This is a genomic window from Pseudomonas sp. L5B5 (assembly GCF_020520285.1).
GTDB lineage: Bacteria > Pseudomonadota > Gammaproteobacteria > Pseudomonadales > Pseudomonadaceae > Aquipseudomonas.
The window spans coordinates 4,712,188-4,735,901 of record NZ_CP084742.1 but is presented as its reverse complement, the minus strand read 5'-3'; the positions used below and the strand labels follow the sequence as shown (position 1 = coordinate 4,735,901).

Below are 23,714 nucleotides of genomic sequence, written 5' to 3'. Positions count from 1 at the left end.
TTCCCTCAAGCCGCATCGCGCTTGGCGGCGCTGCGGTAGGCTTCGACGGCGGCAATCAGCGCGTCGAGAATCGCGGCGCTGTCGCCGATCACCGCCAGGTCGGCGCGCTTGATCATGTCGCAGCCCGGGTCCATGTTCACCGCCACCACCTTGTCGCAAGCTCCGATGCCTTGCAGGTGCTGGATGGCCCCGGAGATCCCCACTGCCAGGTAGACCCGCGCAGTGACCCAGGTACCGGTGGCCCCGACCTGACGGTCGCGGGGCATGAAGCCGTCGTCCACCGCCACCCGCGAGGCCCCTTCGGTCGCGCCCAGGGCCTGGGCGGCGCGGTGGAACAGCGCCCAGTCCTTGACCCCATTGCCCCCGGACAGGATGAACTCGGCCTCGGCCATGGGAATCGCCGCCGGGTCCACCGCCACCGCGCCCAGGTCCTCGATCCGTGCCAGGCTGCGCGCCAAGCTTGTGGATAACTCCACCGGCAAGGCTTCGTGACGGGTTTCGCTGACCGGTTCGGCGCATTCGGCAGCGGCCAGGATCAGCCGTGGCAGCGGCCGAGCCAGATCCTCCAGGCCCGCTCCGGCGCGGCCCATGCACTGCCCGTCCTTGATCTGCCAGACCCGGGTCGCCGGGCGTTCGCCCAGGGCCGCGGCAAAGCGCCGGCCCAGTTCGCCACCGCCGTTGCGGCTGTCAGGCAGCAGCCAGTGGCGCGGGCTGAACTGGTTATCCACAGCCCGCAGGCCCTGGACCCGCTGTTCCGGTGCATAACCTTCGAATTCACTGCCTTGCAGCACCAGCAGGCGGTCGACGCCGGCCGTGGCGAACGTCGACTCCTTGTGCTCGCCGAACACCACCGCCAGCACGGCCCCGTCCTGGCCGGCCAATTGCCGGGCCAGGCCCAGCAAGTCGCGGTCATGGCTGCTCAGGCGGCCGCCGACCATGTCCGGCACCACGTTGATGTAGAACGCCGGCAGTGCCAGCTGGTGCAGCGGCAACTGCACCTCGGCCGCTGCCGTGCGCTTGTTGCCGCTGCCGCCCTGCTGGGCGCCGCTGCGGTCGATGCGCTTGAGCCCGTTGGGCCCCACGAACCCCAGGCCATGGGGATTCTTGCGGATCAGGCCATTGGGGCCCATCCAGCTGTGCTGCGCCGGCTGCATGGCCGCGTGCAAGGGGTGCAGGCGGTTGCGGGCGATCCACTCGGCACGGGGATCGCGACGAATAATCTCGCTCATCAGTGCACCTCCGCAGGTTCGGCTTTCATCATCGGCGCCTTGCCCGGGGCCTCGCGCTCCAGCAGGGCGTCGGCCACCAGTTCGGCGATGTCCTTGATCATCGGCCGGGGCTCCACCACCCCTTCGAGCATCGCCGTGCACTGCGGACAACCCACTGCCACCAGTTCGGCGCCGGTCTCGCGGATGTCCTCCATGCGCATGTCGGGAATCCGCTGCTTGCCCGGGATGTCGGTGATCGGCGCCCCGCCGCCACCGCCACAGCAGCGGGAACGGAAACCTGCGCGCTGCATTTCCTTGACCTCGATCCCCAGGGCGCGCAGCACCTGGCGCGGGGCTTCGTATTCACCGTTGTAACGGCCCAGGTAGCAGGGGTCGTGGTAGGTCACGCTGCCACCCTTGTGCCGCCCAAGATCGAGTTGGCCGGCGGCGATCAATTCGGCGATGTAGGTGCTGTGGTGCAGTACCTGGTAGTCACCGCCCAGGGCGCCGTATTCGTTCTTCAGCACATGGAAACTGTGGGGGTCGCAGGTGACGATGCGCTGGAACCGGTACTTGGCCAGGGTCTGGATATTGCGCCGGGCCAGTTGCTGGAAGGTCGCCTCGTCGCCGAGGCGGCGGGCCACGTCGCCACTGTCGCGCTCTTCCAGGCCCAGCACGGCGAAATCCACGCCCGAGGCCGTGAGCACTTTGACGAAGGCCCGCAGGGTGCGCTGGTTGCGCATGTCGAAGGCACCATCGCCGACCCAGAACAGCACCTCGGTGCTCTTCACTTCAGGCAGCAGCTTGAGGTTGAGGTCGGCGGCCCAGTTCATCCGCCCGCCGGGGTTGAAGCCGCCGGGGTTGTCGGTGGCGATCAGGTTCTCCAGCACCTCGGCGCCCTTGTTCGGCGTGGCGCCTTTTTCCAGGGTCAGGTGGCGGCGCATGTCGACGATGGCATCGACGTGCTCGATCATCATCGGGCATTCCTCGACGCAGGCCCGGCATGTGGTGCAGGACCACAGGGTATCGGCGTCCACCAGGGCCTTGCCTTCCAGCGCGACGATCGGCAAGTGCGGGCCGCCGCTGTGCTCGCCCAGCGGCTGGCCGCGACCGTCAAGGGAGGGGTAAGGGCTGCCGGCGAAGTGGGCATCGCTGCCACCGGCCAAGCCGACGACCATGTCCTGGATCAGCTTCTTGGGGTTCAAGGGCTGGCCGGCGGCGAAGGCCGGGCACGCCGCCTCGCATTTGCCGCACTGCACGCAGGCGTCGAAGCCCAGCAGTTGGTTCCAGGTGAAGTCCACTGGCTTTTCGACGCCCAGCGGCGCGCTGGGGTCTTCCAGGTCCAGCGGCTTGAGGCCGGTGGAACGGCCGCCGCCGAAGCGCTCGGCACGGCGGTGCCAGGCCAGGTGCAGGGCACCGGCAAAGGCGTGTTTCATCGGTCCGCCCCAGGTCATGCCCAGGAACAGCTCCGACACACCCCAGAGCACGCCCAACCCAAGGATCGCCGCCAGCAACCAGCCACCGAACTGCTCCGGGAGAATCCCGGCCACCGGCAGGGTCACCAGAAAGAAGCTCGCGGAAAACGCCAGCAGGCTCTTGGGCAGGCGCATCCACGGGCCCTTGGACAACCGCGACGGAGGGTTGCGCCGGCGTCGGTAGACGAAGATCGCCCCCACGAACATCAACGCCGTCATCAGCAACAGGGCATAGGCCAGGAGACGGTTGTGCAGGCCGAAGCCGTGCACCAGCAGCGCCAGGACGATGGAAGCCACCGCGCCACCGGCGGTGGCCACGTGGGTATTGGCGATGTACTTGTCGCGAGCCACCACATGGTGCAGGTCGACCATGTAGCGCCGGGGCATGGCCAGCAGGCCGCCGACCAGGTCGACCTTGGAGGCTCGCCCCCGGCGCCACAAGGCCGCGCGCCGCAACGCGCCGAGGACCGCCAGGCCCAGGGCAACGAACAGCAGGATGGGAAGAAGGGTATTCAACATGGTGGAGCTCCCAGAGACCTCGGGCTTAACTGCCGGATGACTTGCTCGCCCCTGTAGGAGCGAGGCTTGCCCGCGAGACGTCGTGGCATTCGACACGAGTGTCGGCAGATCCATCGCTTTCGCGAGCAAGCCTCGCTCCTACGGGGTTATCCACAAGCGCTTAGAAATCCTTGCACAGGCGCAGGGCGTCGTAGATCGCGGCATGGGTGTTGCGCTGGGATACGCAGTCGCCGATGCGGAACAGCAGGTAGCCCTCCCCCGCCTCGCTCAAGCAAGGCTGCGGCTTGATCGCGAACAGCGCCTCGACGTCGATCTGGCCCTTGTTGCGCGAACCGTCCTTGAGCCCGTAGTACAGGGCCTCGTCGGGACGCACGCCGTTCTCCACCACCACCTGGTCCACCACCCGCTCCTCGCGGGCGCCGGTGTATTCGTTCTCCAGCACGGCCACCAGCTTGTCGCCTTCGCGGTAGACCTTTTCCAGGGTCAGGTCCCCGGTCATGATCACTTCCTTGGGGTACAGGCTGCGGTAGTAGGTGGGGAACGAGGTGCCGCCAATGGCGATGCCCGGCTTGATGTCGTCGGTGACGATCTCCACCTGCGAGCCCTTGTCGGCGATGAAGTCGGTGACCGACATCCCGGTGAACTCGCAGATGGTGTCGTACACCAGCACGTTCTTGCCCGGGGCGACCCGGCCGTCGAGGATGTCCCAGCTGCTGACCACCAGCCCTTCGGCGGCGCCCCAGTGTTCGTTCTGCTCGATGAACGGATGGCCACCCACCGCCAGCACCACCACGTCGGGGCGCAGGTCGAGGATGGTCGCGGTGTCCGCCGCGGTGCCCAGGCGCAGGTCGACCTTCAGGCGCGCCAGTTCCAGCTGGTACCAGCGGGTGATGCCGGCGATCTGGTCGCGCTGCGGGGCCTTGGACGCGGTGGTGATCTGCCCGCCGATCGCCTCTTTCTTCTCGAACAGGGTCACGTCGTGGCCACGTTCGGCCGCCACCCGGGCAGCCTCCATGCCGGCAGGGCCGGCTCCGACCACCACCACCTTGCGCTTGGCCCCGGTGGTTTTCTCGATGATGTGCGGCACCCCCATGTACTCACGGGAAGTGGCAGCGTTCTGGATGCACAGCACGTCCAGGCCCTGGTACTGGCGGTCGATGCAGTAGTTGGCACCGACACACTGCTTGATCTGGTCGATCTGGCCCATCTTGATCTTGGCGATCAGGTGCGGGTCGGCCATGTGCGCGCGGGTCATGCCCACCATGTCGACGTAGCCGCCCTCCAGGATGCGCGTGGCCTGGTTCGGGTCCTTGATGTTCTGTGCGTGTAGCACCGGGACCTTGACCACTTCCTTGATGCCCGCCGCCAGGTGCAGGAACGGCTCCGGCGGGAAGCTCATGTTGGGGATGACGTTGGCCAGGGTGTTGTGGGTGTCGCAGCCGGAACCGACCACGCCGAGGAAATCGAGCATGCCGGTGTCGTCGTAGTACTTGGCGATCTGCTTCATGTCCTCGTGGGACAGGCCATCGGGATGGAACTCGTCGCCACAGATGCGCATGCCGACGCAGAAGTCGTCGCCGACTTCGGCGCGCACGGCCTTGAGCACTTCCAGGCCGAAGCGCATGCGCTTCTCGAAGGTGCCGCCCCATTCGTCGGTCCGCTTGTTGACCCGCGGGCTCCAGAACTGGTCGATCATGTGCTGGTGCACCGCCGACAGTTCGACGCCGTCCAGGCCGCCTTCCTTGGCGCGACGGGCCGCCTGGGCGTAGTTGCCGATCACCCGCCAGATCTCTTCCACCTCGATGGTCTTGCAGGTGGCGCGGTGCACCGGCTCACGGACCCCGGACGGCGACATCAGGGTCGGCCAGTTGAAGCCGTCCCAGCGCGAGCGCCGGCCCATGTGGGTAATCTGGATCATGATCTTGGCGCCGTGCTTGTGCATGGCGTCGGAGAGGTTCTGAAAGTGCGGGATGATCCGGTCGGTGGACAGGTTCACCGAGCTCCACCATTCCTGGGGGCTGTCGATGGCCACCACCGATGAGCCACCGCAGATCGCCAGGCCGATGCCGCCCTTGGCCTTTTCCTCGTAGTACTTCACGTAGCGCTCGGTGGTCATGCCGCCGTCGGTGGCGTAGACCTCGGCGTGGGCGGTACTGAGCACGCGGTTGCGGATGGTCAGTTTGCCGATCTGGATCGGCTGGAACATCGCTTCGAAAGCCATTGTCTTGAACTCCGCTTACAACGCTTTGACGACGAACAGGCCGTCGTCGTGACCGTCTTCGGAACCGCCGTAGACCTGCTCGGCCACGGTGCGGATCTTGCTGCCACGGGCTGCCAGGATCTGGTCCATGGCGCCGGCGAACCAGCCGGTGAACATGTAGTCCACCTTGCGCCCGCACTTGCCGTAGACGTAGACGAAGGCCGAATGCTCGAGCTTGACGCTGGCAGTGCCCTGGTCGAGGTCGATGTCCTGGATCTTGAACAGGCCCCAGCCGCGCTGGCTCAAGCGCTTCATGTAGTGCTCGAACACCGCCACGCCTTCCAGGCCATGGCATTGGGCTTCTTTCTCGCACCAGTGCCAGGCGGACTTGTAGCCGGCCTTGTAGAGGATCTCGGCGTAGGCGTCGGCACCCAGCACTTCCTCGATGCCCATGTGGTTGTTGACGAAGAAATGCCGCGGCACGTACAGCATCGGCAGGGCATCGGACGTCCAGACGCCGGTCTCGCTGTCGACTTCGATGGGCAGTTGCGGGGCGATCTTGGCCATGGTTCAAAACTCCGGAATTCAGTAGGTAGGTCATGTAGCCGCTGCCGAGGCACGAGGCTGCGATGCGTGTCCGCAGGACCGCCGCCCTGGGGCCGCTACGCAGCCTGGCGCAGCCTCGTGCCTTGGCAGCGGCTACAACGGTTCAGTGAGTGGTTGGCCTTATTCGCCCCAGACGTCCTTGAGCACATTCACCCAGTTCTCGCCCATGATCTTGCGCACCACGCGCTCGGAGTGGCCGCGCTTGAGCAGGGTCTCGGTGAGGTTGGGGAATTCGCCCACGGTGCGGATGCCCAGCGGGTTGATGATCTTGCCGAAGTTGGTCAGGCGCCGGGCGTAGCCCTTGTCGTGGGTCAGGTACTCGAAGAAGTCCTGGCCATGCCCCTGGGTGAAGTCGGTGCCGATGCCGATGGCGTCTTCACCGACGATGTTCATGGTGTACTCGATGGCCTCGGCGTAGTCGTCGATGGTCGAGTCGATACCCTTGGCCAGGAACGGCGCGAACATGGTCACGCCGACGAAACCGCCGTGGTCGGCGATGAACTTCAGTTCGGCATCGGACTTGTTGCGCGGGTGTTCCTTGAGGCCCGAAGGCAGGCAGTGGGAGTAGCAGACCGGCTTCTTCGATTCGAGGATGACTTCCTCGCTGGTCTTGGAGCCGACGTGGGACAGGTCGCACATGATGCCGACACGGTTCATCTCGGCGACGATCTCGCGACCGAAGCCCGAGAGCCCGCCATCACGCTCGTAGCAGCCGGTGCCCACCAGGTTCTGGGTGTTGTAGCACATCTGCACGATGCCCACGCCCAGCTGCTTGAACACGTCCACGTAGCCGATCTGGTCTTCGAAGGCATGGGCGTTCTGGAAGCCGAAGAGGATGCCGGTCTTGCCCTGCTCCTTGGCCCGACGGATGTCGGCGGTGGTGCGCACCGGCATCACCAGGTCGCTGTTGTCGCGGATCAGCTTCTGGCTGGCGGCGATCTGGTCGACGGTGGCCTTGAAACCCTCCCAGACCGACACCGTGCAGTTGGCCGCGGTCAGGCCGCCCTTGCGCATGTCCTCGAACAGTTCGCGGTTCCATTTGGCAATGATCAGACCATCGATAACGATGCTGTCGGCGTGCAGTTCGGCTGGGCTCATCAGGCTGTCCCCTTTTATCTGGCGATTCCTGCGCCGAATCGTCTGCCGGCGCTTTGGGGCCAGCATATGCTTGAGGACCAGGGGGCCCCGGTGCAAAAACGACAGGGGAATTGCCGAAAGCGTCAAGGGCCGACAAAGCAGCGGATGGAGGGTTGTCCGCACCTCTGTTCTTTAGCGGAACCTTGGGCCAGAATTCGCCGCTTCAACGAAAGCTTCACTGGATTAGGGGGCAGCGCTGCAATGAAGAAACCGATCTTCCTGGCCTTGGTACTCATGGCGAGCGGGATACAGGCGGCCGAAGAAACCGACAGTTCTCCCTGCGATGGTGTTGAAAACGACGTGCAGACCCTGGAATGCGCGACCTACAACAAGACCACCGCCGAGCAGTTGCTCAGTGACAACGTACAGAGCCTGCTGGAGCGCCTGGGTACCTTGTACGGCAACGACAAGGCCCAATTGGCCGACATTACCGCCAAGGTCAAGGCTGCCCAGCAGTCGTGGCAGAAGCAGCGCGACGCCGACTGCGCGGTGGAATCCTTCCCGGCCAAGCCCGGCAGCAAGGCCTACAACATCGCCAGCAACGACTGCCTGGCACGCATGAGCGACGAACGCTCGGAGTTCATCGAGTCCATCGCCCAGGAGTGATTACCGCCACCGGGCTCCCGGCCACCTCAGAAGTGATATTTGAGCAGCAGGCTGAAGGTGTCCTGGTCGGTGCCGAAGGCCGCTGAATCCTTGATCCCGTACTTGTTCGACCAATAGTCGTATTCGACACCGGCGTAGAGATGCCGGGGGGCATAGCCGAAGAACTTGCCCAGGTCGTACTTGATCTGCGGATTGATGTGCAGGTTGCTGTGATAGTCGTTCTGATCCCGGCGGCCGGAACCCGCTTTCTTGCTGTTCACCACCCAGTCTATGTAGCCGTCGATCAACAGGTCCGAGCGCCCCAGCGGCAGGGTCAGCGACCAGGACGGAGTAACCTGCCAGGCCCCGGGCGGCACCCGATCGCCATCGGGCTTGCGGTAATAGAAGTTGAGCTGGAAGTAATCGAAGCCCGGGATCGCCAGGTCGAACCCCGGCCCGAGTAGATAGGCCTTGGTATCGCCTTCGCCGAACTCGTAGGCACTGGCCAGCAGCACATCCTTGATCGGCCCCAGCGACCAGTCGCGTGCGGACAGCTTGCCCAGGCTCAAGCGCGGTTGCAGCTCACCGTAGTAGGTCTCCTGCCCGGCTCCCGAGTCGGGTTTGCCCTGGTAATTGATCTGGTCGACGAAAAAGAACACATCGCCCCAGCTCCAGGCACTGGCATGTTCGAAGGTGAAGGTCTGCTGGTTTTCCGGGTTGACCCGGAAGTTCTTGCCGTACAGATAGCTCAGGCTTTCGTTGTGCCAGAGCAGCGGGCCGTCATCCCCCGCCAGGGCCACCGGGGCCAGCAGTGCCAGGATCAGCAGGGTCGATACTTTTGCCACCATCATGTGCATCCTCTTTTTATTGTTGTGGATCGGGCACAGGCCGGCACGCCTGCATTCCAAGAGGAGCAGCCCGGCCCAGCGCGTATCAGGCATCAAAAAAGATCCGCCGCCCTGTGCAGGGAACGCCGCAGCAGCGGCGGATCAAAGATGCGGCGCCATGGGAGGGACGCCGCAGTGGAACCACGGGTCTCAGGCACCGCCGCGGAAACAGGAAAGTCCCCAGGCCGTCAGCTTGAATGGCAAGTGATAGTGCTGGCGCACATCGTCGAGGCCGAAGCGGTAGACCAGTACATCAAGAAAAGGCACCTCGGGCAGGACCTGGCCCTGGGCCCGGTAGTAGTTGGCGACCTCCAGGCGCAGCTCATAGACCCCCGGGGTGAGTACCGGCGCCAGTTCCCGCAGCCCCGGCAGCAGGCCATTGCCGGCAATCGCTGCTCGGCACAGCGTTTCGCCGTCCACCCGCTCGATGCTGACCATCAGCCCCTCGGCGACCTTGCCGCTGGCCACATCCACCACATGGATGGAAACCCCGGCGCTCACTTCCAGAACCCCACATGGGCCTGGGCCGCCTCCTCCTCCAGCATCGGCCCGAACACCGGGATCTGCCGTTGCCCACGGGCAAACACCTCGCGGCATGGCAGGGAGAAGGTCGGGTTTTCCGGGTGATCGCCGGTCAGGCCCAGCAAGGCATGCTCCGAGAGCGCATAGACCACCCGGCCGATACCGGTCCAATAGATCGCCCCCGAGCACATGCAGCATGGCTCGGCACTGGTGTAGAGCGTGCACTGGCCCAGGTCCTGCGGGCTGAGGACCTTCGCGGCCATGGCCGCCGCGGCAAGCTCGGCGTGCTGGGTGGGATCTCCTTCGGGCGGCATCGAGTTATTGCCGGCGCTGGCGATGACCTTGCCGTCGCGGTCGGCCACCAGCGCGGCGAACGGGTGGCGACCGCGTGCCTTGGCTGCCTCGGCCAGTTCGATACTCTGGCGCAGCAGTTGCAGGTCCAGCTCGGTAACGCCGGTAGGTACAAGAGAAGTGAAGCGGGTCATGTCGACCTCCTTAGGGCATGCAAAAGAATCCCGCCCTGCATCAGGACGGGAGATAAAACCTTTCAGTCGTTGAGTTCGGCGCCCGCCGGGACGGCTTCGCGGGTTTGCGGATTAAGCAGGATGTTGAGCACGATGGCAGTGATCGCACCGAGGAAGATGCCGCTTTCCAGCACCAGCTTGAGGGCGCCGCCGGCATGCTCGAACAACGCCGGGAAGGACATCGGCAAGACCCCGACACTCACCGACACCGCGACGATGATGCCGTTGCGGGTCCCCTCGAACGTGACCCGCGACAGTTCCTGGATGCCGGCAACGGTGGTCATGCCAAACATCACGATGGCGCAGCCGCCGAGCACCGGCGTCGGCACTGCGGCGATCAGCGCCCCCAGCTTGGGAAACAGCCCCATCAGCACCATGATCGCCCCCGCAGCGGCCACCACGTAGCGGCTGCGCACGTTGGAAAGCGCAATCAACCCGGTGTTCTGGGTGAAGGCGTTGTAGGGAAAGCTGTTGAACAGGCCCCCGAGCATGGTGGACAGGCCGTCGGCACGAAAGGCGTCCCCCAGGGTGCGCTGGGTGGTGGGCTTGCCGGTGAGCTTGCCGATGGCCAGGCAGTTACCCGTGGTCTCGGCCATGATCACCAGCATCGCCAGGGTCATCACCAGGATCGGCATCAGCGAGAACTGCGGTGTACCAAACGCCATCGGCGGGCTGAGTTCAAACCAGGCGGCGCTGCTCACCTGGCCAAAGTGGGTCATGCCGAAGGCTGCGGCAATCAAGCTGCCCACGAACAAGCCGATCAACACACTGAGGTTGCCGATAAAACCGGAGAACTTGGCGTAGATCACCAGGGTCACCGTCACCGTGGCCAGCCCCAGCAACAGGTTGGCCGGGGCGCCGAAGCTCTCCGCCGATGGGTTGCCACCCCCGAGCCAGATCGCCGCCGCGGGCATCAGCGAAATACCGATGATGGTGATCAGGCTGCCGATCACTACCGGCGGAAAGAAACGCAGCAAGCGGCTGAAGACCGGTGCCAGGGCAATGGTGATGGCGCCGGCGGCGATCACCGCGCCGAACACTTCGGTAAGGCCGAATTCCTTGCCGATCATGATCATCGGAGCCAGGGCGATGAACGAGCAGCCCTGGATCATCGGCAAGCGCGCGCCAAAGCGCCAGAAACCCAGGGTCTGGATCAACGTGGCAATGCCGGAAGTCAGCAGGTTGGCATTGATCAGCATCACCACTTGGGCCGAGGTCAGCCCCAGGGCACTGCCCAGAATCAAGGGCACCGCCACCGCTCCGGCGTACATCACCAGAACGTGTTGCAGGCCGAACGTGAACAGTTGGCGCAGGGGCAAGATTTCATCCACCGGATGAACGCGTTTGAGGCTCATGGCTTGTGTCTCCTGAAGGTGCAGCTTTTGTTGTTGTTCTGGCAGGCATCCGGGGGCGAACCCCAGGCAGGAAGTTCGGACGTCGGGGGGCATGATCTGTGCTTGAATACGATGAAACAAATCAGCAGCTATCGTTTTTTACGATAGATAAACCCCAGCCAAGAGCGATAAATCCGATGCGCTTTTCACTCGATCAACTGCAGATGTTCGTCCAGGCGGCGCAAAGCGGATCGTTCTCCGCGGCGGCGCGCAAGCTGGGCAAGACCCAGTCCACGGTCAGCGTGGCCATCGGCAATCTGGAAACCGACCTGGGGGTGGAGCTGTTCGATCGCTCGGCGCGCACCCCGGTACTGACCGCCGCCGGGCAGAAGATGCTGCTGCAGGCCGAGGCAGTGATGGAGCGCTGCCTGACCCTGCAGGCCCACGCCGACTGCCTGTCGGAGGTGGTCGAGCCGCGCCTGTCACTTGTTATCGAGACCCCTTACGGCCCACTGATACCGGTGTTGCACGAGTTCGAGCAGGCCTTTCCCTACGTCGACCTGATGATCCGCCACCCCCTTTCAGGGGACGCCAGTGAACTGGTGGCTCGGGGCGAAGCGGTGCTGGGGGTCGCTTTCTCCCAGCCGGGTTATCCCCAGGAGCTGGAGTTCCAGCAACTGGGCAAGCTGATCATGTTGCACGTCTGCCATCCGCAGCATCCCCTGGCGCACCTGGACACCGTGACCTTCGACGACCTGCATGTGCACCGGCGCCTGGCTTTCAGCGCCCATGCCGAGAAGCTGCCCAGCAGCGAGTACCTGCGGGCTACCCAGTTGTGGCAAGCGGAGAATTACCTGGCGCTGCTGGAAATGGTCCGCGCCGGCCTCGGTTGGGCGACCCTGCCGCGGCAACTGATCCAGCGCGAACTGGCCAGCGGCGAGCTGGTGGAGTTGCAACTGGGCGCCTACCCCCACACCGACTGGCTGGTGGGTGTCGACCTGCTCTGGGCCCGCCAGCGGGTGATGGGCAAGGCCGAGCGCTGGCTCAAGGAGCGCCTGCTCAAGCACAAGGTGTATGAAGTGGACCGGCGCGGCCAGTCCACCACCTGGTAGAGCCCGCTCGGGCAACAAAGGGACAAGGTTGCGGCCATGGCTGGCGGGGAAATATAAGCAAGGATTAGAAATCCTTATTAAAGACTTATACAGTCGCCATGAACGAGATCCTGTAGAGCAGAAAAGCGGTCAAGCAACTGCTGCGATTGCACAACGAGCACCAGATCCGAATTCGCGATGCAGTTTCCCTGCTGGCCGGTATGCCGGCCACCGGCAACGTCAAGGCCCTATCCGGCCATGCCTATGCCTATCGCCTAAGGGTGGGCCAGTATCGCGTTCTGTTCGACTGGGACGCAGCGATCCATATCGTCAGTATCCAAGAGGTCAAGAAACGTGACGAACGTACCTACTGACATCCAGATCATCCATGGCCCGGACGGCAAGCCTGCCTTCGTGGTGATCCCCTACGAGCAATACCTGGAACAGTACGGCCAGGCCGACCTGATCCCCCATGACGTGGTTAGCCGCATGGTCGACGGCGCCACGCCAATCCGCGCCTGGCGCGAGCACCTGCACCTGACCCAGGAACAGGTCGCCAACCGCCTGGGTATCTCCCAGTCGGCCTACGCCCAGCAGGAAAGCGTTTCTCGGCCGCGCCGCACCACCCGCGAGCGGATCGCCGCGGCCTTCGGCATTCGCGCCGACCAGCTGGAGCTGTAAGCTGCGCACCATCCAACGATTTTCACAAGGATTCCCCATGAGCATTTGCGGTATCGAGATCAAGGGCAGCGAAGCCATCTTCGCCCTCGCCTCCCTGGAAGGCGGCACGCTTGAACACCAGCCCATCGCGGTGAAGAAGATCGCCCTGGAAGACGACGATGAAGCGGCCAACGTGCGGGCCTTCGCCAATCAGGTACGGGATTTCATTCGCGAGCAGGGCATTACCCGGATCGCCATCAAGAAGCGCAGCAAGAAAGGCGAGTTCGCCGGCGGCCCCACCACCTTCAAGATCGAGGGTGTGTTCCAGTTGCTGGACAACTGCGAGGTGACGCTGCTGTCGCCGCAGACCCTCACCGCCCAGCACAAGAAGCACGGCTTCGAGCTGCCGGCAAGCCTCAACAAGTACCAGCACGAAGCCTACAAGGCAGCCTGCGCGGCGCTGCTGAAGAAGTAGCCCGCGTACCTGCAGGAGCGAGCAGGCGGCGATCCGACTGGCCCAACGGGTTGCCTGCATCGCGAGCCAGTTCGCTCCCACCAATAGGGCGGCTCAGGCCTTCTGGTGCTGTTGCCGATCCTCCCGCGGGCAGCGGGCAAAACGCGCCCGGTAGCTGCGGGTGAAGTAGGACGGCGATTCGAACCCGCAGGCAATGCTCACCTCCAGCACGCTCAGGTCGGTCTGGCGCAGCAGCTGGCGGGCCTTGTCCAGGCGCAGCCCGAGATAGAAGCGGCTCGGGGTGTCGTTGAGGTGCAGGCGGAACAGGCGCTCCAGCTGGCGCCGGGTGATCCTGACCGACTCGGCCAGGGCCAGGGTGCTCAGGGGCGGTTCACTGTGCTGCTCCATCTCGCCGATCACCTGCACCAGTTTCTTGTTGCTGATGCCGTAGCGGCTGGCGACTTCCATGCGCTGGTGGTCCTTGCGCGGGCGGATGCGCCCCAGCACGAACTGCTCGCTGACCTGGATCGCCAGCTGCGGGCCATGGGCCTGGCCGATCAGGTCGAGCATCATGTCGATGGACGCCGTGCCGCCGGCCGAGCTGATGCGCCGCCGGTCGATCTCGAATAGCTCCTGGGTGACGCACAGCTGCGGATAGGATTCCTTGAACGCGTCGATGGCCTCCCAGTGCAGGGCGACCCGGTGCCCTTCCAGCAGCCCGGCCTCGGCCAGCACCACGCTGCCGGTGTCGATCCCGCCCAGGCTCACGCCGTCCCCATCCAGGCGGCGCAACCAGTGCTCCAGGGACGCAGTAAAAGACTGCAACGGCTCGAAGCCGGCCACCACCAGCAAGGTGGCGCCCTTCTTCAACGGTTCCAGCGCCGCCTCGGCATTGACCGACATGCCGTTGCTGGCCAGCACTGCCCCGCCGTCCGCACTCAGTACATGCCAGCGATACAGCTCGCCGCGAAAGCGGTTGGCCACCCGCAGCGGCTCGATGGCCGAGATGAAGCCAATGGCCGAGAACCCCGGCAGCAGCAAGAAGTAGAAATCCTGGGACATGGAACGCACTCGGAGGACGGGCGGCGTGGCCACTGTGATACGCCGTTTCCCGGGCGGCTTCAAGACGCGAGGTCGCTGCAGTGCAAGAGCCGGTCGCCGCTGTGCGCTTTCCATCCTCGCCAGCTGCGTAACGTGGCATCACCGGCGCACGAAGACGCCGGGCCCACAATAACGACCTGCCGAGGAAACCCTCATGAAACGACTGATCAGCCGTTGTGTACTGGCGCTTAGCGGTACTGTCCTGTTCAGCTCCGGGGCCATGGCCGCCGATGCCGCCAGTTGCCAGAACGTGCGCCTGGGCGCCGTCAACTGGACCGACGTGATCGCCACCAGCGCCATGGCCCAGGTCCTGCTCGACGGTCTCGGCTACAAGACCAAGCAGACCAGCGCCTCGCAGCAGATCATCTTCGCCGGCATCCGTGACCAGCGCCTGGACCTGTTCCTCGGCTACTGGAACCCGCTGATGACCCAGACCATCACCCCGTTCGTCGAGGCCGGGCAGGTCAAGGTCCTCGACCAGCCGAGCCTGAAAGACGCTCGCGCCACCCTCGCCGTCCCCACCTACCTGGCTGAAAAGGGCCTGAAGAGCTTCGCCGACATCGCCCGCTTCGAGAAGGAGCTGGGCGGCAAGATCTATGGCATCGAACCCGGCTCGGGCGCCAATACCCAGATCAAGGCGATGATCACCAAGAACCAGTTCGGCCTCGGCAAGTTCCAGCTGGTGGAGTCCAGCGAGGCCGGCATGCTCGCCGCGGTGGACCGCGCGGTACGGCGCAAGGAAGCGGTGGTGTTCTTCGGCTGGACGCCACACCCGATGAACGTCAACGTGCAGATGACCTACCTCTCCGGCAGCGACAACGCCCTGGGGCCCGATGAAGGCAGGGCCACGGTCTGGACAGTCACTGCGCCGAACTACGCCCAGGCATGCCCCAACGTCAGCCGTCTGCTGGCCAACCTGACCTTCAGCGCCGAGGACGAGAGCCGCATGATGCAACCGCTGCTCGATCACAAGGACGCCCTGGAGTCCGCCCGCCAATGGCTCAAGGAGCACCCGCAGGACCAGCAGCGCTGGCTCGCGGGGGTGACCACCTTCGATGGCAAGCCGGCCATCGAGCACCTGCAACTGACCCGCCAATAACCTGCAAGCCCCCTGTCGCTGCGCCGCCCGCCGAGGGCCGCGCACGGCAGCGCCATGCCCCAGCAAACACGCCTGTAAGGAATCGCACCATGAACCACGACGTCATCATCACCTGCGCACTCACCGGGGCCGGCGATACCACCGCCAAGAGCCCCCATGTGCCGGTCACGCCGCAACAGATTGCCGCCGCCGCAGTGGAGGCCGCCAAGGCCGGGGCCACGGTGGTCCACTGCCATGTGCGTGATCCGCGCACCGGCAAGTTCAGCCGCGACGTGGCGCTGTACCGCGAAGTCATGGAGCGCATCCGCGAGGCTGACGTCGACATCATCGTCAACCTCACGGCCGGCATGGGCGGCGACCTGGAGATAGGCCCGGGTGAGCGCCCCACCGAGTTCGGTCCCAATACCGACCTGGTGGGTCCGCTGGCGCGCCTGGCCCACGTCGAGGCGCTGCTGCCGGAGATCTGCACCCTGGACTGCGGCACCCTGAATTTCGGCGATGGCGACACCGTCTACGTCTCGACCCCGGCCCAGCTGCGGGCCGGTGCCCGGCGCATCCAGGAACTGGGGGTGAAGGCCGAGCTGGAGATCTTCGACACCGGCCACCTGTGGTTCGCCAAGCAGATGATCAAGGAAGGCCTGCTGGACGACCCGCTGTTCCAGCTGTGCCTGGGCATTCCCTGGGGCGCCCCGGCGGATACCACCACCATGAAGGCCATGGTCGACAACCTGCCACCGGACGCGGTCTGGGCCGGCTTTGGCATCGGCCGCATGCAGATGCCGATGGCCGCGCAGGCGGTCCTGCTGGGCGGCAACGTGCGGGTTGGCCTGGAAGACAACCTGTGGCTGGACAAGGGCGTGCTGGCGACCAACGGCCAACTGGTGGAACGCGCCAGCGAGATCCTCAGCCGCCTGGGCGCCCGCGTCCTGACCCCGGCCGAGGGCCGCCAGAAGATGGGCCTGAACAAGCGCGGCTGATCCCCTGACACCTTTATCTGTAGGAGCGAGCGGGCGGCGATCCGTGTTGCCCGTGCTAACCGTGGCCGGGGCGACGCCAATGCATGGCCTGCCCCGACGTCATCGCGGGCAAGCCTCGCTCCTACAAGGTCCCAAATACTCTTTCAGGAAATGACCATGAGTTTTATCACCGACATCAAGACTTTCGCCGCCCTGGGCAGTGGCGTGATCGGCAGCGGCTGGGTGGCCCGTGCCCTGGCCCACGGCCTTGACGTGGTGGCCTGGGACCCGGCGCCCGGCGCCGAGGCCGCACTGCGCAAGCGGGTGGGCAACGCCTGGGGCGCGCTGGAGAAAAACGGCCTGGCGCCCGGCGCCTCCCAGGAGCGCCTGCGTTTCGTGGCGACCATCGAGGAATGCGTGCGCAACGCGGACTTCATCCAGGAAAGCGCTCCGGAACGCCTGGAGCTCAAGCTGCAGCTGCACGCCCAGATCAGCGCGGCAGCCAAGCCCGATGCCTTGATCGGCTCCAGCACCTCGGGGCTGTTGCCCAGCGAATTCTACGAAGGCTCGACCCACCCGGAACGCTGCGTGGTGGGCCACCCGTTCAATCCGGTGTACCTGCTGCCGCTGGTGGAAGTGGTGGGCGGCCAGCACACCGCACCCGAGGCCGTGCAAGCGGCGATCCAGGTCTATGAATCCCTGGGCATGCGCCCGCTGCATGTGCGCAAGGAAGTCCCCGGGTTCATCGCCGATCGCTTGCTCGAAGCCCTGTGGCGCGAAGCCTTGCATCTGGTCAACGACGGCGTGGCGAGCACCGGCGAGATCGATGATGCGATCCGCTTCGGGGCCGGCCTGCGCTGGTCGTTCATGGGCACCTTCCTCACCTACACCCTGGCCGGTGGCGATGCCGGCATGCGCCATTTCATGGCCCAGTTCGGCCCGGCGTTGCAGCTGCCCTGGACCTACCTGCCAGCCCCGGAACTGACCGACAAGCTGATCGACGATGTGGTCGAAGGCACCGCCGAACAGTTGGGCAAGCACAGCATCGCCGCCCTGGAACGCTATCGCGACGATTGCCTGCTGGCGGTGCTGGAGGCGGTGAAGAACACCAAGGCCAGGCATGGCATGAGTTTCAGCGAGTAACGCCATTCCAGTAGCCACTCCCGTAGCCATAGCCGCGAGCCTGTGACATGCCAGCATTGACCACCTACAACACCCGCATCAGTGCCGACTGGGTCGACTACAACGGCCATCTGCGCGACGCCTTCTACCTGCTGATCTTCAGCTACGCCACCGATGCCCTGATGGACCGCCTGGGGCTGGACAGCGACAACCGCGAGGCCAGCGGCCACTCGTTGTTCACCCTGGAACTGCACCTGAACTACCTGCACGAAGTGAAGCTCGATGCCGAGGTCGAAGTACGCACCCAGATCATCGGCCATGACCGCAAGCGCCTGCACCTGTACCACAGCCTGCACAAGGCAGGTGACGCCCAGGAACTGGCCGGCAACGAACAGATGCTGCTCCATGTCGACCTCGCCGGCCCGCATTCGGCGCCGTTCGCCGATGCGGCGCTGCAGCGCCTGCAAGCCCTGCTCGCCGAGCAGGCCGACCTGCCGCCCCCAACCTGGGTCGGCCGGGTGATCGGCCTGCCCGCGTCACCGTAACGAGCCGAGCAGGAGACACCCCGAACACCGTCCCTGGGCAACAACGGTGTTGGCCATGCCTGAAAGGATCGGGCACGGCCAACGCTCAGGGACGGTCGATCAGCTCGACCTTGGCGATCTTCTGCAGCTTGTCCTGGAGCAGCTCGACGTAATCCGGGTTCACCTCTTCGTCCAGCAGTTGGTAGAGCTCGGCGCCCACGCCGGTGAAGTTGATGAACGCCAGGGTCGACTTGTCCTTCAGCATTTCAACCCGCAGGGACTTCGAGTAGAAGTCGAAATCCAGCACGGTGGCGGCCGGCAGATCGGAGATGCACAGCTCCTTGGCATGGATCAGGCCCAGTGCCTCGAGCGCGAGCTGGTCTGTAAGGGGAATGCCACAGCGGTGCAATTCCAGGTCTTTAAGGTCGATGTCGGCCAGGGCATTGAACCAGCGCAGCTTGCGCCGGCCATTGACGATGACCACCGGGGCGCTGTTCCTGCCCAGCCTTGCGGCTATCGCGCAGAGCTTGCGGAAGGCATTGGCTTCGGCGCCAGTCATGCTCTTGAGCACATCCATCGCACGCACGGAAAAACTGCCCGGGTTACCCACTTCCAATGACAGGATCCTGGCCCAGAGCGCTTGCATCTGCTGCGAGGAAATCTTCTCGGCGCGTTCGACGAAGTCGGTCAGCCAGTCCTGGTCGACGCTTTCCTCGACGGCGGACTCGGGAGGGTTTTCCAGGGCCTTGGCAAAGATCCGCTCGAGGTTTTCCTGCTTCAGCAGTTCCTGGTGCAACCTGCGCTTGGCGCTGCGCCGGGCCAGGTCCTCGTCATGCTGGAGCATGACCGAGCGGCGCTGGTGGTCCGCCGCCAGCAACGCCTCTTCACGCTGGATTTCCGCTTCGGTCCTGGCCTGGCCCAGCTTGAGCACGCTATAGGCCTGGGCATCGGCATCACGGCGCAGGCCGATGGGTCGGTACAGATGGCCGCAGCCGTTGGAAATCGTCTCGATCAGTTTGTTCAGGACCTTGTCCGACACTGGCGCTTCCTCTTCCATGGACACTCTCGCGAAAGTTGAACGAGGGGCACTATCGCACAACCGGCAAGCACACGAAAAAAGCCCCGATCAAGCCGTGACAGGATCGGGGCAGGACTACTTCTGAGGAGCTGCGGTGAAGGTGACCAAACCGTTCCGACGCCAGCTGGAGCCAGTCTGCCCACTCTGCCCTGGCGCCGGTTAGCCGAATACGACCTGCTCATAGGTAAAAGGGCCATGGGGCGAGCTTCAGACTTCCTCGGTATACAGCACCACCCTCACGTAGAAATAGTCGATCTTGTGCCAGTCCCCACGCCGGTTATAGGGCGTTTCCTCGGAGCCCATGCCGAGCTGGTACTGGCGGCCGCTGGCCTTGTCCCGGTAGGAGGTGAAACCCTTGGTTTCCCAGCCGCAGCAGACGAACGTCAAGTCGCCCATCTGCCCCGTCAGGCGCTGCAGGTAGCGCTCTACCTCGTGGGCATGCCGACCTTCGACCCGATAGGTGGCGGTCAATGGCGCTCCCTGCGCCTGCGGTGCGGATTCGCAACCGACAAACTCGAGGACCTGCGGCGGCCTGGCGCCATCCCGAAGAAAGTCGGCACACTCGGGACCTGCCCAGGCACCAGTGGAAAACAGCCACAACAGACCGGCCAGGCACCCTCTGAACAGCACTTTCATCAACTCAAGCTCCCTGTTTTGCGCGTAGACGGTCGCCCCGTCAAATGTCGACCGCTGCGCAGAATACCTGTGGGCGACCCCAGCGGTGGCAGTTTCTTTGCCACCTTGAGCACTGCCATGGCCAGCCAGGCTCGAGGGGCTCGACTTAGCCGAAAACGACCTGTTCATAGGTAAACGGGCCATCGCGACGATCTGCCCTTGCCGCCACCGATACGGCCTACGAGAATCGGCTGGCGACCACATTCCCTGAACAAGGATAAGCGTCATGATGCATGCGGATTTGATTGACCAGGACGACCTGCTGGGACAACTCCGGGCCCTGGGTTTCGAGATGCCCGCAGGCGCCAGCGCCGAGCAGGCCTGCGAATGTGCGGTCAGGGGCCTGAGCGATGCGCGGGCCAAGGCGCTCAAGGGCATGGTCGAGCAGATGCTCATGGGCAATGCGACCATTCTTCCCGCCGTGCGCCAGGCCATCGATCGCCAGCTGCTACCGGCGCTGGCCGAGTACCAGCAGCAAAAACGCGCCTGAGTCTCCCCGGGCGCCCGAAGCGCTTGCTAGAGTCCGCCTTCCTCAGGCCGACACAGGCAAGCGTTGATGATCCGAATTCAACCCGGCGTTATCGCCAACCCCCACCAGTGGCTGCAATTGCGCCAGGCGCTGTGGCCCGACTGTCCGGCAGACGAGCATCAGGCTGAAATCCGCCAGATGCTGGCCGAACCGCAGCGCTACGGCTGCTGGCTGGCCCTGGCCGCCGATAGCCAGGCGCTGGGCCTGGCCGAAGCGTCATTGCGCCACGACTATGTCAACGGCACCGACAGCTCGCCAGTGGTGTTCCTGGAAGGTATCTACGTCGCTCCCGAACATCGGCGCCAGGGCATAGCCCAACGCTTGATCGAACAGGTGAGCCAGTGGGGCCGACAGCTAGGCTGCACGCAACTGGCCTCGGACACCGGCCTGGACAACCTGGCCAGCCAAGCGCTGCACCAGGCGCTCGGTTTCGCGGAAACCGAGCGGGTGGTGTACTTCAAGAAAGCCCTGTGACTAGAGGCGCACGCTGGCGAACGTGGACTCGTTGCGTGCCTGGCTCAGGGCCGACAGCGGCCCCGACAACGGTGCAAGCACCATGGCCTGGGGCAACGGCATCATCGCCACCTGCTGGGTGGTGTTGGAGCCGATGCGCTCGTCCCGCGGCGGGATGCCGAAGTACTCGCGATAGCACTTGGAGAAGTGCGGCGTGGAGACAAACCCGCAGACCGAGGCCACTTCGATGATCGACATCGGCGTCTGCTTGAGCAGTTGCCGGGCGCGGATCAGCCGCAGCTTGAGGTAGTAGCGCGAGGGCGAACAGTGCAGGTACTTCTGGAACAGCCGCTCCAGCTGCCGACGTGATACCGCCACGTATACCGCCAGCTCGTCGAGGTCGATCGGCTCCTCCAGGTTGGCTTCCATCAGCGCGACGATTTCCTGCAGCTTCGGCTGGTTGGTGCCAAGCATGTGCTTGAGCGGGACGCGCTGGTGGTCCTGCTCATTGCGGATGCGTTCGTAGACGAACATCTCCGAAATCGCCGCCGACAGTTCGCGGCCGTGATCGCGACTGATCAGGTGCAGCATCATGTCCAGGGGCGCCGTGCCGCCGGAGCTGGTGAAGCGGTTGCGGTCGAGGGTGAACAGGCGGGTGCTCATGGCCACTCGTGGGAAGGCTTCCTGCATCGACGCCAGGCACTCCCAGTGCACGCTGCAATCGAAGCCGTCCAGCAGACCGGCGCAGGCCAGGGCCCAGCTGCCGGTGCACACCGCGCCCAGGCGCCGGGACTGGCGTGCCTGGCTCTGCAGCCAGGACACATGCTCGCGAGTGACGGTGCGCTGGATGCCGATGCCGCCACAGACGATCACGGTATCCAGGTTGGGGGCCTTGTGCATGGAGGCATCGGGGGTGATCTGCAGGCCGTCGCTGGCCCAGACCTGGCCGCCATCGACGCTGAGGGTGGTCCAGCGGTACAGCTCACGACCGGACAGTTGGTTGGCCATGCGCAGGGGTTCGACTGCGGAAGCCAGGGAAATCAGCGTGAAATTATCCAGCAGCAAAAAGCCTATGGATTGAGGCGCACGGTTCTGGGGTTGAGCCCCGGAGTTGAACGACGTCATCGCGATATCTCCTCACACAAAGCGGGTGATGGCCTCAGGCGGAGGCTCTTTTTATTGGTGCCTGTTCCTCGATGGAAACGGGCTTGTTCACCACAGAGCAATTGCCATGCCTAAAGTTGAATGGGCATTCAATAACTCCTGAAAACGACGTCGTGAAGCGTCTATATAGCCCTTGCCTAAGTGCGGATTAGCAGCGTGCGAGGACCGCTCGGCAGGCGGCTGCCGAAGACGGTGAGCAGTTAGGTAGCACTTGTAGAGGCGCTGCGGGAAGTCGGTACCGGCGAGTGTCACTCAAAGCGCAACCGGGCCGGCGTGCGCAAGGGGTGGTCGGATCGATTGGGCCGCGTGCCTATCCGCGACGCGCCAAAAGGTGGCATCGGCCCGGGCGCCGGGCCATTTGGGCGCGCGTTCGCCCGCCCGATCCGCTCAGCACTCCACCGCGCTGACCGCCAGGCCACCGCGGGAGGTCTCTTTATATTTGTCGTGCATGTCGGCGCCGGTATCGCGCATGGTGCGAATCACCCGGTCCAGGGAAATGAAGTGCTGGCCATCGCCACGCAGGGCCATCTGCGCGGCATTGATCGCCTTGACCGCGGCAATCGCGTTGCGCTCGATGCAAGGCACCTGCACCAGCCCGCCCACCGGGTCGCAGGTCAGGCCGAGGTTGTGCTCCAGGCCGATTTCCGCGGCGTTGCACAGCTGTTCGGGGGTGGCGCCGAGAATCTCCGCCAGGCCGGCTGCGGCCATGGCACAGGCCGAGCCGACTTCGCCCTGGCAACCGACTTCGGCGCCGGAGATCGAGGCGTTCTTCTTGCACAGGATGCCGATGGCAGCGGCGCCGAGAAAGAAGTCCACCACGTTGGCGTCGGTCACGTCGTCGCTGAACTTCATGAAATAGTGCAGGACCGCGGGGATGATGCCCGCCGCGCCATTGGTGGGCGCGGTGACCATGCGCCCGCCGGCGGCGTTTTCTTCGTTGACCGCCAGGGCGTAGAGGTTGACCCACTCCATGGCACTGAGGGTCGAACCGATCACATTGGGCTTGTTCAACTCCTGCAGGCTGCGGTGCAGCTTGGCTGCGCGACGCCGCACGTTGAGCCCGCCGGGCAAGGTGCCCTCGTGCTTGAGGCCTTGCTCCACGCAGTCCTGCATGGCACGCCAGAGGGTCATCAGCCCGCTGCGGATTTCTGCTTCCGGGCGCCAGGTCTTCTCGTTGGCCAGCATCAGCTCGGCCACTCGCAGGTTGTGCTGGCGGCACAGCTGGAGCAGCTCCACCGCACTGGAAAACTCATAAGGCAACTCGCTGCGATCCAGGTCGGACACCCCGCTGTCGGCCTGGGCCTGGTCGACGACGAAACCGCCGCCTACCGAATAGTAGGTGTCACGGTGCAGCTCCCCGCCCTCGCCCTCGGCCACCAGGGTCATGGCGTTGGGGTGGAACGGCAGGTTCTCGTCCAGCAGGCGCATGTCCCGGGACCAGATGAACGGCACGGGCAGGCGCCCATCGAGCAGCAAGGTGGCGGTTTCCCGCAGCAGCTCGATACGGGTGCCGATCAGCGACGGATCGATTGCATCCGGCCACTCGCCCATCAGGCCCATGATCACCGCGTTGTCGCTGCCGTGGCCGATACCGGTGGCCGACAGCGAACCGTAGAGCCGCACCTCGATGCGCCGCACCTGTCCGAGGAGCTGTTTTTCACCCAGGGCCTGGACGAACAGCGCCGCGGCGCGCATGGGTCCGACGGTGTGGGAACTGGACGGGCCGATGCCGATTTTGAACAGGTCGAAAACGCTGATAGCCATGGCTGGGTGACTCCTCGATGAGCACAGTCCGGGCGTCGGAAACGCCC

The 23,714-nt window shown here is 64.7% G+C and carries 25 protein-coding genes; 11 read left to right on the top strand and 14 right to left on the bottom strand.

The genetic code is table 11. The features are described from left to right. Positions 1-5: 5 nt before the first annotated feature. From LGQ10_RS21640 to LGQ10_RS21620, 5 genes are all read right to left on the bottom strand, one after another. On the bottom strand, positions 6-1,229 hold the full coding sequence (locus LGQ10_RS21640) for an electron transfer flavoprotein subunit alpha/FixB family protein (protein WP_226523143.1): 1,224 nt from the start codon (positions 1,227-1,229) through the stop codon (positions 6-8). After that, positions 1,229-3,202: a dimethylglycine demethylation protein DgcB gene (gene dgcB, locus LGQ10_RS21635; protein WP_226523142.1), complete on the bottom strand. Its 1,974-nt coding sequence runs from the start codon at positions 3,200-3,202 to the stop codon at positions 1,229-1,231. The genes LGQ10_RS21640 and dgcB overlap by 1 nt, the downstream gene beginning before the upstream one ends. Before the next feature lie 160 nt (positions 3,203-3,362). Then, positions 3,363-5,423, bottom strand: coding sequence for a dimethylglycine demethylation protein DgcA (gene dgcA / locus LGQ10_RS21630; protein ID WP_058434212.1), 2,061 nt, complete (start codon positions 5,421-5,423; stop codon positions 3,363-3,365). A gap of 15 nt (positions 5,424-5,438) precedes the next feature. Further along, positions 5,439-5,969 (bottom strand): DUF5943 domain-containing protein, encoded by a 531-nt coding sequence (locus LGQ10_RS21625; RefSeq protein ID WP_058434211.1) that lies wholly within the window; start codon positions 5,967-5,969, stop codon positions 5,439-5,441. A 159-nt stretch (positions 5,970-6,128) separates the two neighbouring features. Then, positions 6,129-7,106 carry a dipeptidase gene (locus LGQ10_RS21620; protein WP_226523141.1) on the bottom strand — a complete coding sequence of 326 codons (978 nt, stop codon included), beginning with the start codon at positions 7,104-7,106 and terminating at the stop codon, positions 6,129-6,131. Positions 7,107-7,346: 240 nt separating this feature from the next. Here LGQ10_RS21620 and LGQ10_RS21615 point away from each other — a divergent pair, with 240 nt between their 5' ends. After that, on the top strand, positions 7,347-7,751 hold the full coding sequence (locus LGQ10_RS21615; RefSeq protein ID WP_058438094.1) for a lysozyme inhibitor LprI family protein: 405 nt from the start codon (positions 7,347-7,349) through the stop codon (positions 7,749-7,751). 26 nt (positions 7,752-7,777) lie between these two features. Here the strand turns inward: LGQ10_RS21615 and LGQ10_RS21610 are convergent, their stop codons facing one another. From LGQ10_RS21610 to LGQ10_RS21595, 4 genes are all read right to left on the bottom strand, one after another. Further along, entirely contained in the window at positions 7,778-8,587 is an 810-nt protein-coding gene (locus LGQ10_RS21610; protein WP_413247564.1) for an outer membrane protein OmpK, read from the bottom strand. A 180-nt stretch (positions 8,588-8,767) separates the two neighbouring features. Further along, the gene (locus LGQ10_RS21605) at positions 8,768-9,118 is read right to left on the bottom strand and encodes a hydroxyisourate hydrolase (RefSeq protein WP_058438096.1); all 351 of its coding nucleotides are present in this window, start codon (positions 9,116-9,118) and stop codon (positions 8,768-8,770) included. Next, positions 9,115-9,624, bottom strand: coding sequence for a nucleoside deaminase (locus LGQ10_RS21600; protein WP_226523140.1), 510 nt, complete (start codon positions 9,622-9,624; stop codon positions 9,115-9,117). Before LGQ10_RS21600 ends, LGQ10_RS21605 begins: the two co-directional genes overlap by 4 nt. Positions 9,625-9,686: 62 nt before the next feature. Continuing rightward, positions 9,687-11,018, bottom strand: a complete 1,332-nt coding sequence (locus LGQ10_RS21595; RefSeq protein WP_226523139.1) for a nucleobase:cation symporter-2 family protein — start codon at positions 11,016-11,018, stop codon at positions 9,687-9,689. Between the two features lie 176 nt (positions 11,019-11,194). Between LGQ10_RS21595 and LGQ10_RS21590 the strand changes: the two genes are divergently transcribed. The 4 genes from LGQ10_RS21590 to LGQ10_RS21575 all read left to right on the top strand — a co-directional run bounded on the left by LGQ10_RS21590 (position 11,195) and on the right by LGQ10_RS21575 (position 13,223). Next, a complete protein-coding gene (locus LGQ10_RS21590) occupies positions 11,195-12,109 on the top strand; it encodes a LysR family transcriptional regulator (RefSeq protein ID WP_058435667.1) in 915 nt (304 codons plus the stop codon). Positions 12,110-12,246: 137 nt separating this feature from the next. After that, complete coding sequence (locus LGQ10_RS21585) at positions 12,247-12,462, top strand: type II toxin-antitoxin system RelE family toxin (protein ID WP_226526176.1); 216 nt, start codon at positions 12,247-12,249, stop codon at positions 12,460-12,462. Further along, on the top strand, positions 12,443-12,769 hold the full coding sequence (locus LGQ10_RS21580) for a helix-turn-helix domain-containing protein (RefSeq protein WP_058435666.1): 327 nt from the start codon (positions 12,443-12,445) through the stop codon (positions 12,767-12,769). Before LGQ10_RS21585 ends, LGQ10_RS21580 begins: the two co-directional genes overlap by 20 nt. Positions 12,770-12,806: 37 nt before the next feature. Continuing rightward, a complete protein-coding gene (locus LGQ10_RS21575) occupies positions 12,807-13,223 on the top strand; it encodes a DUF3010 family protein (RefSeq protein ID WP_058435665.1) in 417 nt (138 codons plus the stop codon). A 93-nt stretch (positions 13,224-13,316) separates the two neighbouring features. On the opposite strand, the gene LGQ10_RS21570 is transcribed toward LGQ10_RS21575, so the two are convergent. Next, positions 13,317-14,264, bottom strand: coding sequence for a GlxA family transcriptional regulator (locus LGQ10_RS21570; protein ID WP_226523138.1), 948 nt, complete (start codon positions 14,262-14,264; stop codon positions 13,317-13,319). Between the two features lie 193 nt (positions 14,265-14,457). Between LGQ10_RS21570 and LGQ10_RS21565 the strand changes: the two genes are divergently transcribed. The 4 genes from LGQ10_RS21565 (at position 14,458) to LGQ10_RS21550 (ending at position 18,025) form a co-directional block, all read left to right on the top strand. Further along, positions 14,458-15,402 (top strand): choline ABC transporter substrate-binding protein, encoded by a 945-nt coding sequence (locus LGQ10_RS21565; RefSeq protein WP_226523137.1) that lies wholly within the window; start codon positions 14,458-14,460, stop codon positions 15,400-15,402. 89 nt (positions 15,403-15,491) lie between these two features. Beyond that, the gene (locus tag LGQ10_RS21560; protein WP_058437231.1) at positions 15,492-16,379 is read left to right on the top strand and encodes a 3-keto-5-aminohexanoate cleavage protein; all 888 of its coding nucleotides are present in this window, start codon (positions 15,492-15,494) and stop codon (positions 16,377-16,379) included. Between the two features lie 156 nt (positions 16,380-16,535). Further along, the gene (locus LGQ10_RS21555) at positions 16,536-17,501 is read left to right on the top strand and encodes an L-carnitine dehydrogenase (RefSeq protein WP_226523136.1); all 966 of its coding nucleotides are present in this window, start codon (positions 16,536-16,538) and stop codon (positions 17,499-17,501) included. Between the two features lie 47 nt (positions 17,502-17,548). Then, entirely contained in the window at positions 17,549-18,025 is a 477-nt protein-coding gene (locus tag LGQ10_RS21550) for a thioesterase family protein (protein WP_226523135.1), read from the top strand. A gap of 85 nt (positions 18,026-18,110) precedes the next feature. On the opposite strand, the gene LGQ10_RS21545 is transcribed toward LGQ10_RS21550, so the two are convergent. Together LGQ10_RS21545 and LGQ10_RS21540 are read right to left on the bottom strand one after the other, a co-directional pair. After that, positions 18,111-19,061 carry a TIGR03899 family protein gene (locus tag LGQ10_RS21545; RefSeq protein ID WP_226523134.1) on the bottom strand — a complete coding sequence of 317 codons (951 nt, stop codon included), beginning with the start codon at positions 19,059-19,061 and terminating at the stop codon, positions 18,111-18,113. A 228-nt stretch (positions 19,062-19,289) separates the two neighbouring features. Then, positions 19,290-19,718, bottom strand: coding sequence for a DUF4952 domain-containing protein (locus LGQ10_RS21540; RefSeq protein ID WP_226523133.1), 429 nt, complete (start codon positions 19,716-19,718; stop codon positions 19,290-19,292). A 265-nt stretch (positions 19,719-19,983) separates the two neighbouring features. Between LGQ10_RS21540 and LGQ10_RS21535 the strand changes: the two genes are divergently transcribed. Continuing rightward, complete coding sequence (locus LGQ10_RS21535; RefSeq protein WP_058436371.1) at positions 19,984-20,247, top strand: hypothetical protein; 264 nt, start codon at positions 19,984-19,986, stop codon at positions 20,245-20,247. 66 nt (positions 20,248-20,313) lie between these two features. Then, on the top strand, positions 20,314-20,760 hold the full coding sequence (gene aac(6') / locus LGQ10_RS21530; protein WP_058436370.1) for an aminoglycoside 6'-N-acetyltransferase: 447 nt from the start codon (positions 20,314-20,316) through the stop codon (positions 20,758-20,760). Here the strand turns inward: aac(6') and LGQ10_RS21525 are convergent, their stop codons facing one another. Together LGQ10_RS21525 and LGQ10_RS21520 are read right to left on the bottom strand one after the other, a co-directional pair. Continuing rightward, a complete protein-coding gene (locus LGQ10_RS21525; protein WP_058436369.1) occupies positions 20,761-21,864 on the bottom strand; it encodes a GlxA family transcriptional regulator in 1,104 nt (367 codons plus the stop codon). A gap of 426 nt (positions 21,865-22,290) precedes the next feature. After that, positions 22,291-23,667 carry an L-serine ammonia-lyase gene (locus tag LGQ10_RS21520; protein WP_226523132.1) on the bottom strand — a complete coding sequence of 459 codons (1,377 nt, stop codon included), beginning with the start codon at positions 23,665-23,667 and terminating at the stop codon, positions 22,291-22,293. Positions 23,668-23,714 lie beyond the last annotated feature (47 nt).

Coding starts and splice junctions, on each gene's coding strand:
- LGQ10_RS21545 (WP_226523134.1), bottom strand. CDS start 19,061: ATGGAAGAGGAAGCGCCAGTGTCGGACAAGGTCCTGAACAAACTGATC.
- LGQ10_RS21600 (WP_226523140.1), bottom strand. CDS start 9,624: ATGACCCGCTTCACTTCTCTTGTACCTACCGGCGTTACCGAGCTGGAC.
- LGQ10_RS21615 (WP_058438094.1), top strand. CDS start 7,347: ATGAAGAAACCGATCTTCCTGGCCTTGGTACTCATGGCGAGCGGGATA.
- LGQ10_RS21560 (WP_058437231.1), top strand. CDS start 15,492: ATGAACCACGACGTCATCATCACCTGCGCACTCACCGGGGCCGGCGAT.
- LGQ10_RS21550 (WP_226523135.1), top strand. CDS start 17,549: ATGCCAGCATTGACCACCTACAACACCCGCATCAGTGCCGACTGGGTC.
- dgcB (WP_226523142.1), bottom strand. CDS start 3,202: ATGTTGAATACCCTTCTTCCCATCCTGCTGTTCGTTGCCCTGGGCCTG.
- LGQ10_RS21620 (WP_226523141.1), bottom strand. CDS start 7,106: ATGAGCCCAGCCGAACTGCACGCCGACAGCATCGTTATCGATGGTCTG.
- LGQ10_RS21590 (WP_058435667.1), top strand. CDS start 11,195: ATGCGCTTTTCACTCGATCAACTGCAGATGTTCGTCCAGGCGGCGCAA.
- LGQ10_RS21610 (WP_413247564.1), bottom strand. CDS start 8,587: ATGCACATGATGGTGGCAAAAGTATCGACCCTGCTGATCCTGGCACTG.
- LGQ10_RS21595 (WP_226523139.1), bottom strand. CDS start 11,018: ATGAGCCTCAAACGCGTTCATCCGGTGGATGAAATCTTGCCCCTGCGC.
- LGQ10_RS21565 (WP_226523137.1), top strand. CDS start 14,458: ATGAAACGACTGATCAGCCGTTGTGTACTGGCGCTTAGCGGTACTGTC.
- LGQ10_RS21640 (WP_226523143.1), bottom strand. CDS start 1,229: ATGAGCGAGATTATTCGTCGCGATCCCCGTGCCGAGTGGATCGCCCGC.
- dgcA (WP_058434212.1), bottom strand. CDS start 5,423: ATGGCTTTCGAAGCGATGTTCCAGCCGATCCAGATCGGCAAACTGACC.
- LGQ10_RS21625 (WP_058434211.1), bottom strand. CDS start 5,969: ATGGCCAAGATCGCCCCGCAACTGCCCATCGAAGTCGACAGCGAGACC.
- LGQ10_RS21570 (WP_226523138.1), bottom strand. CDS start 14,264: ATGTCCCAGGATTTCTACTTCTTGCTGCTGCCGGGGTTCTCGGCCATT.
- LGQ10_RS21535 (WP_058436371.1), top strand. CDS start 19,984: ATGATGCATGCGGATTTGATTGACCAGGACGACCTGCTGGGACAACTC.
- LGQ10_RS21525 (WP_058436369.1), bottom strand. CDS start 21,864: ATGACGTCGTTCAACTCCGGGGCTCAACCCCAGAACCGTGCGCCTCAA.
- LGQ10_RS21540 (WP_226523133.1), bottom strand. CDS start 19,718: ATGAAAGTGCTGTTCAGAGGGTGCCTGGCCGGTCTGTTGTGGCTGTTT.
- LGQ10_RS21520 (WP_226523132.1), bottom strand. CDS start 23,667: ATGGCTATCAGCGTTTTCGACCTGTTCAAAATCGGCATCGGCCCGTCC.
- LGQ10_RS21555 (WP_226523136.1), top strand. CDS start 16,536: ATGAGTTTTATCACCGACATCAAGACTTTCGCCGCCCTGGGCAGTGGC.
- LGQ10_RS21575 (WP_058435665.1), top strand. CDS start 12,807: ATGAGCATTTGCGGTATCGAGATCAAGGGCAGCGAAGCCATCTTCGCC.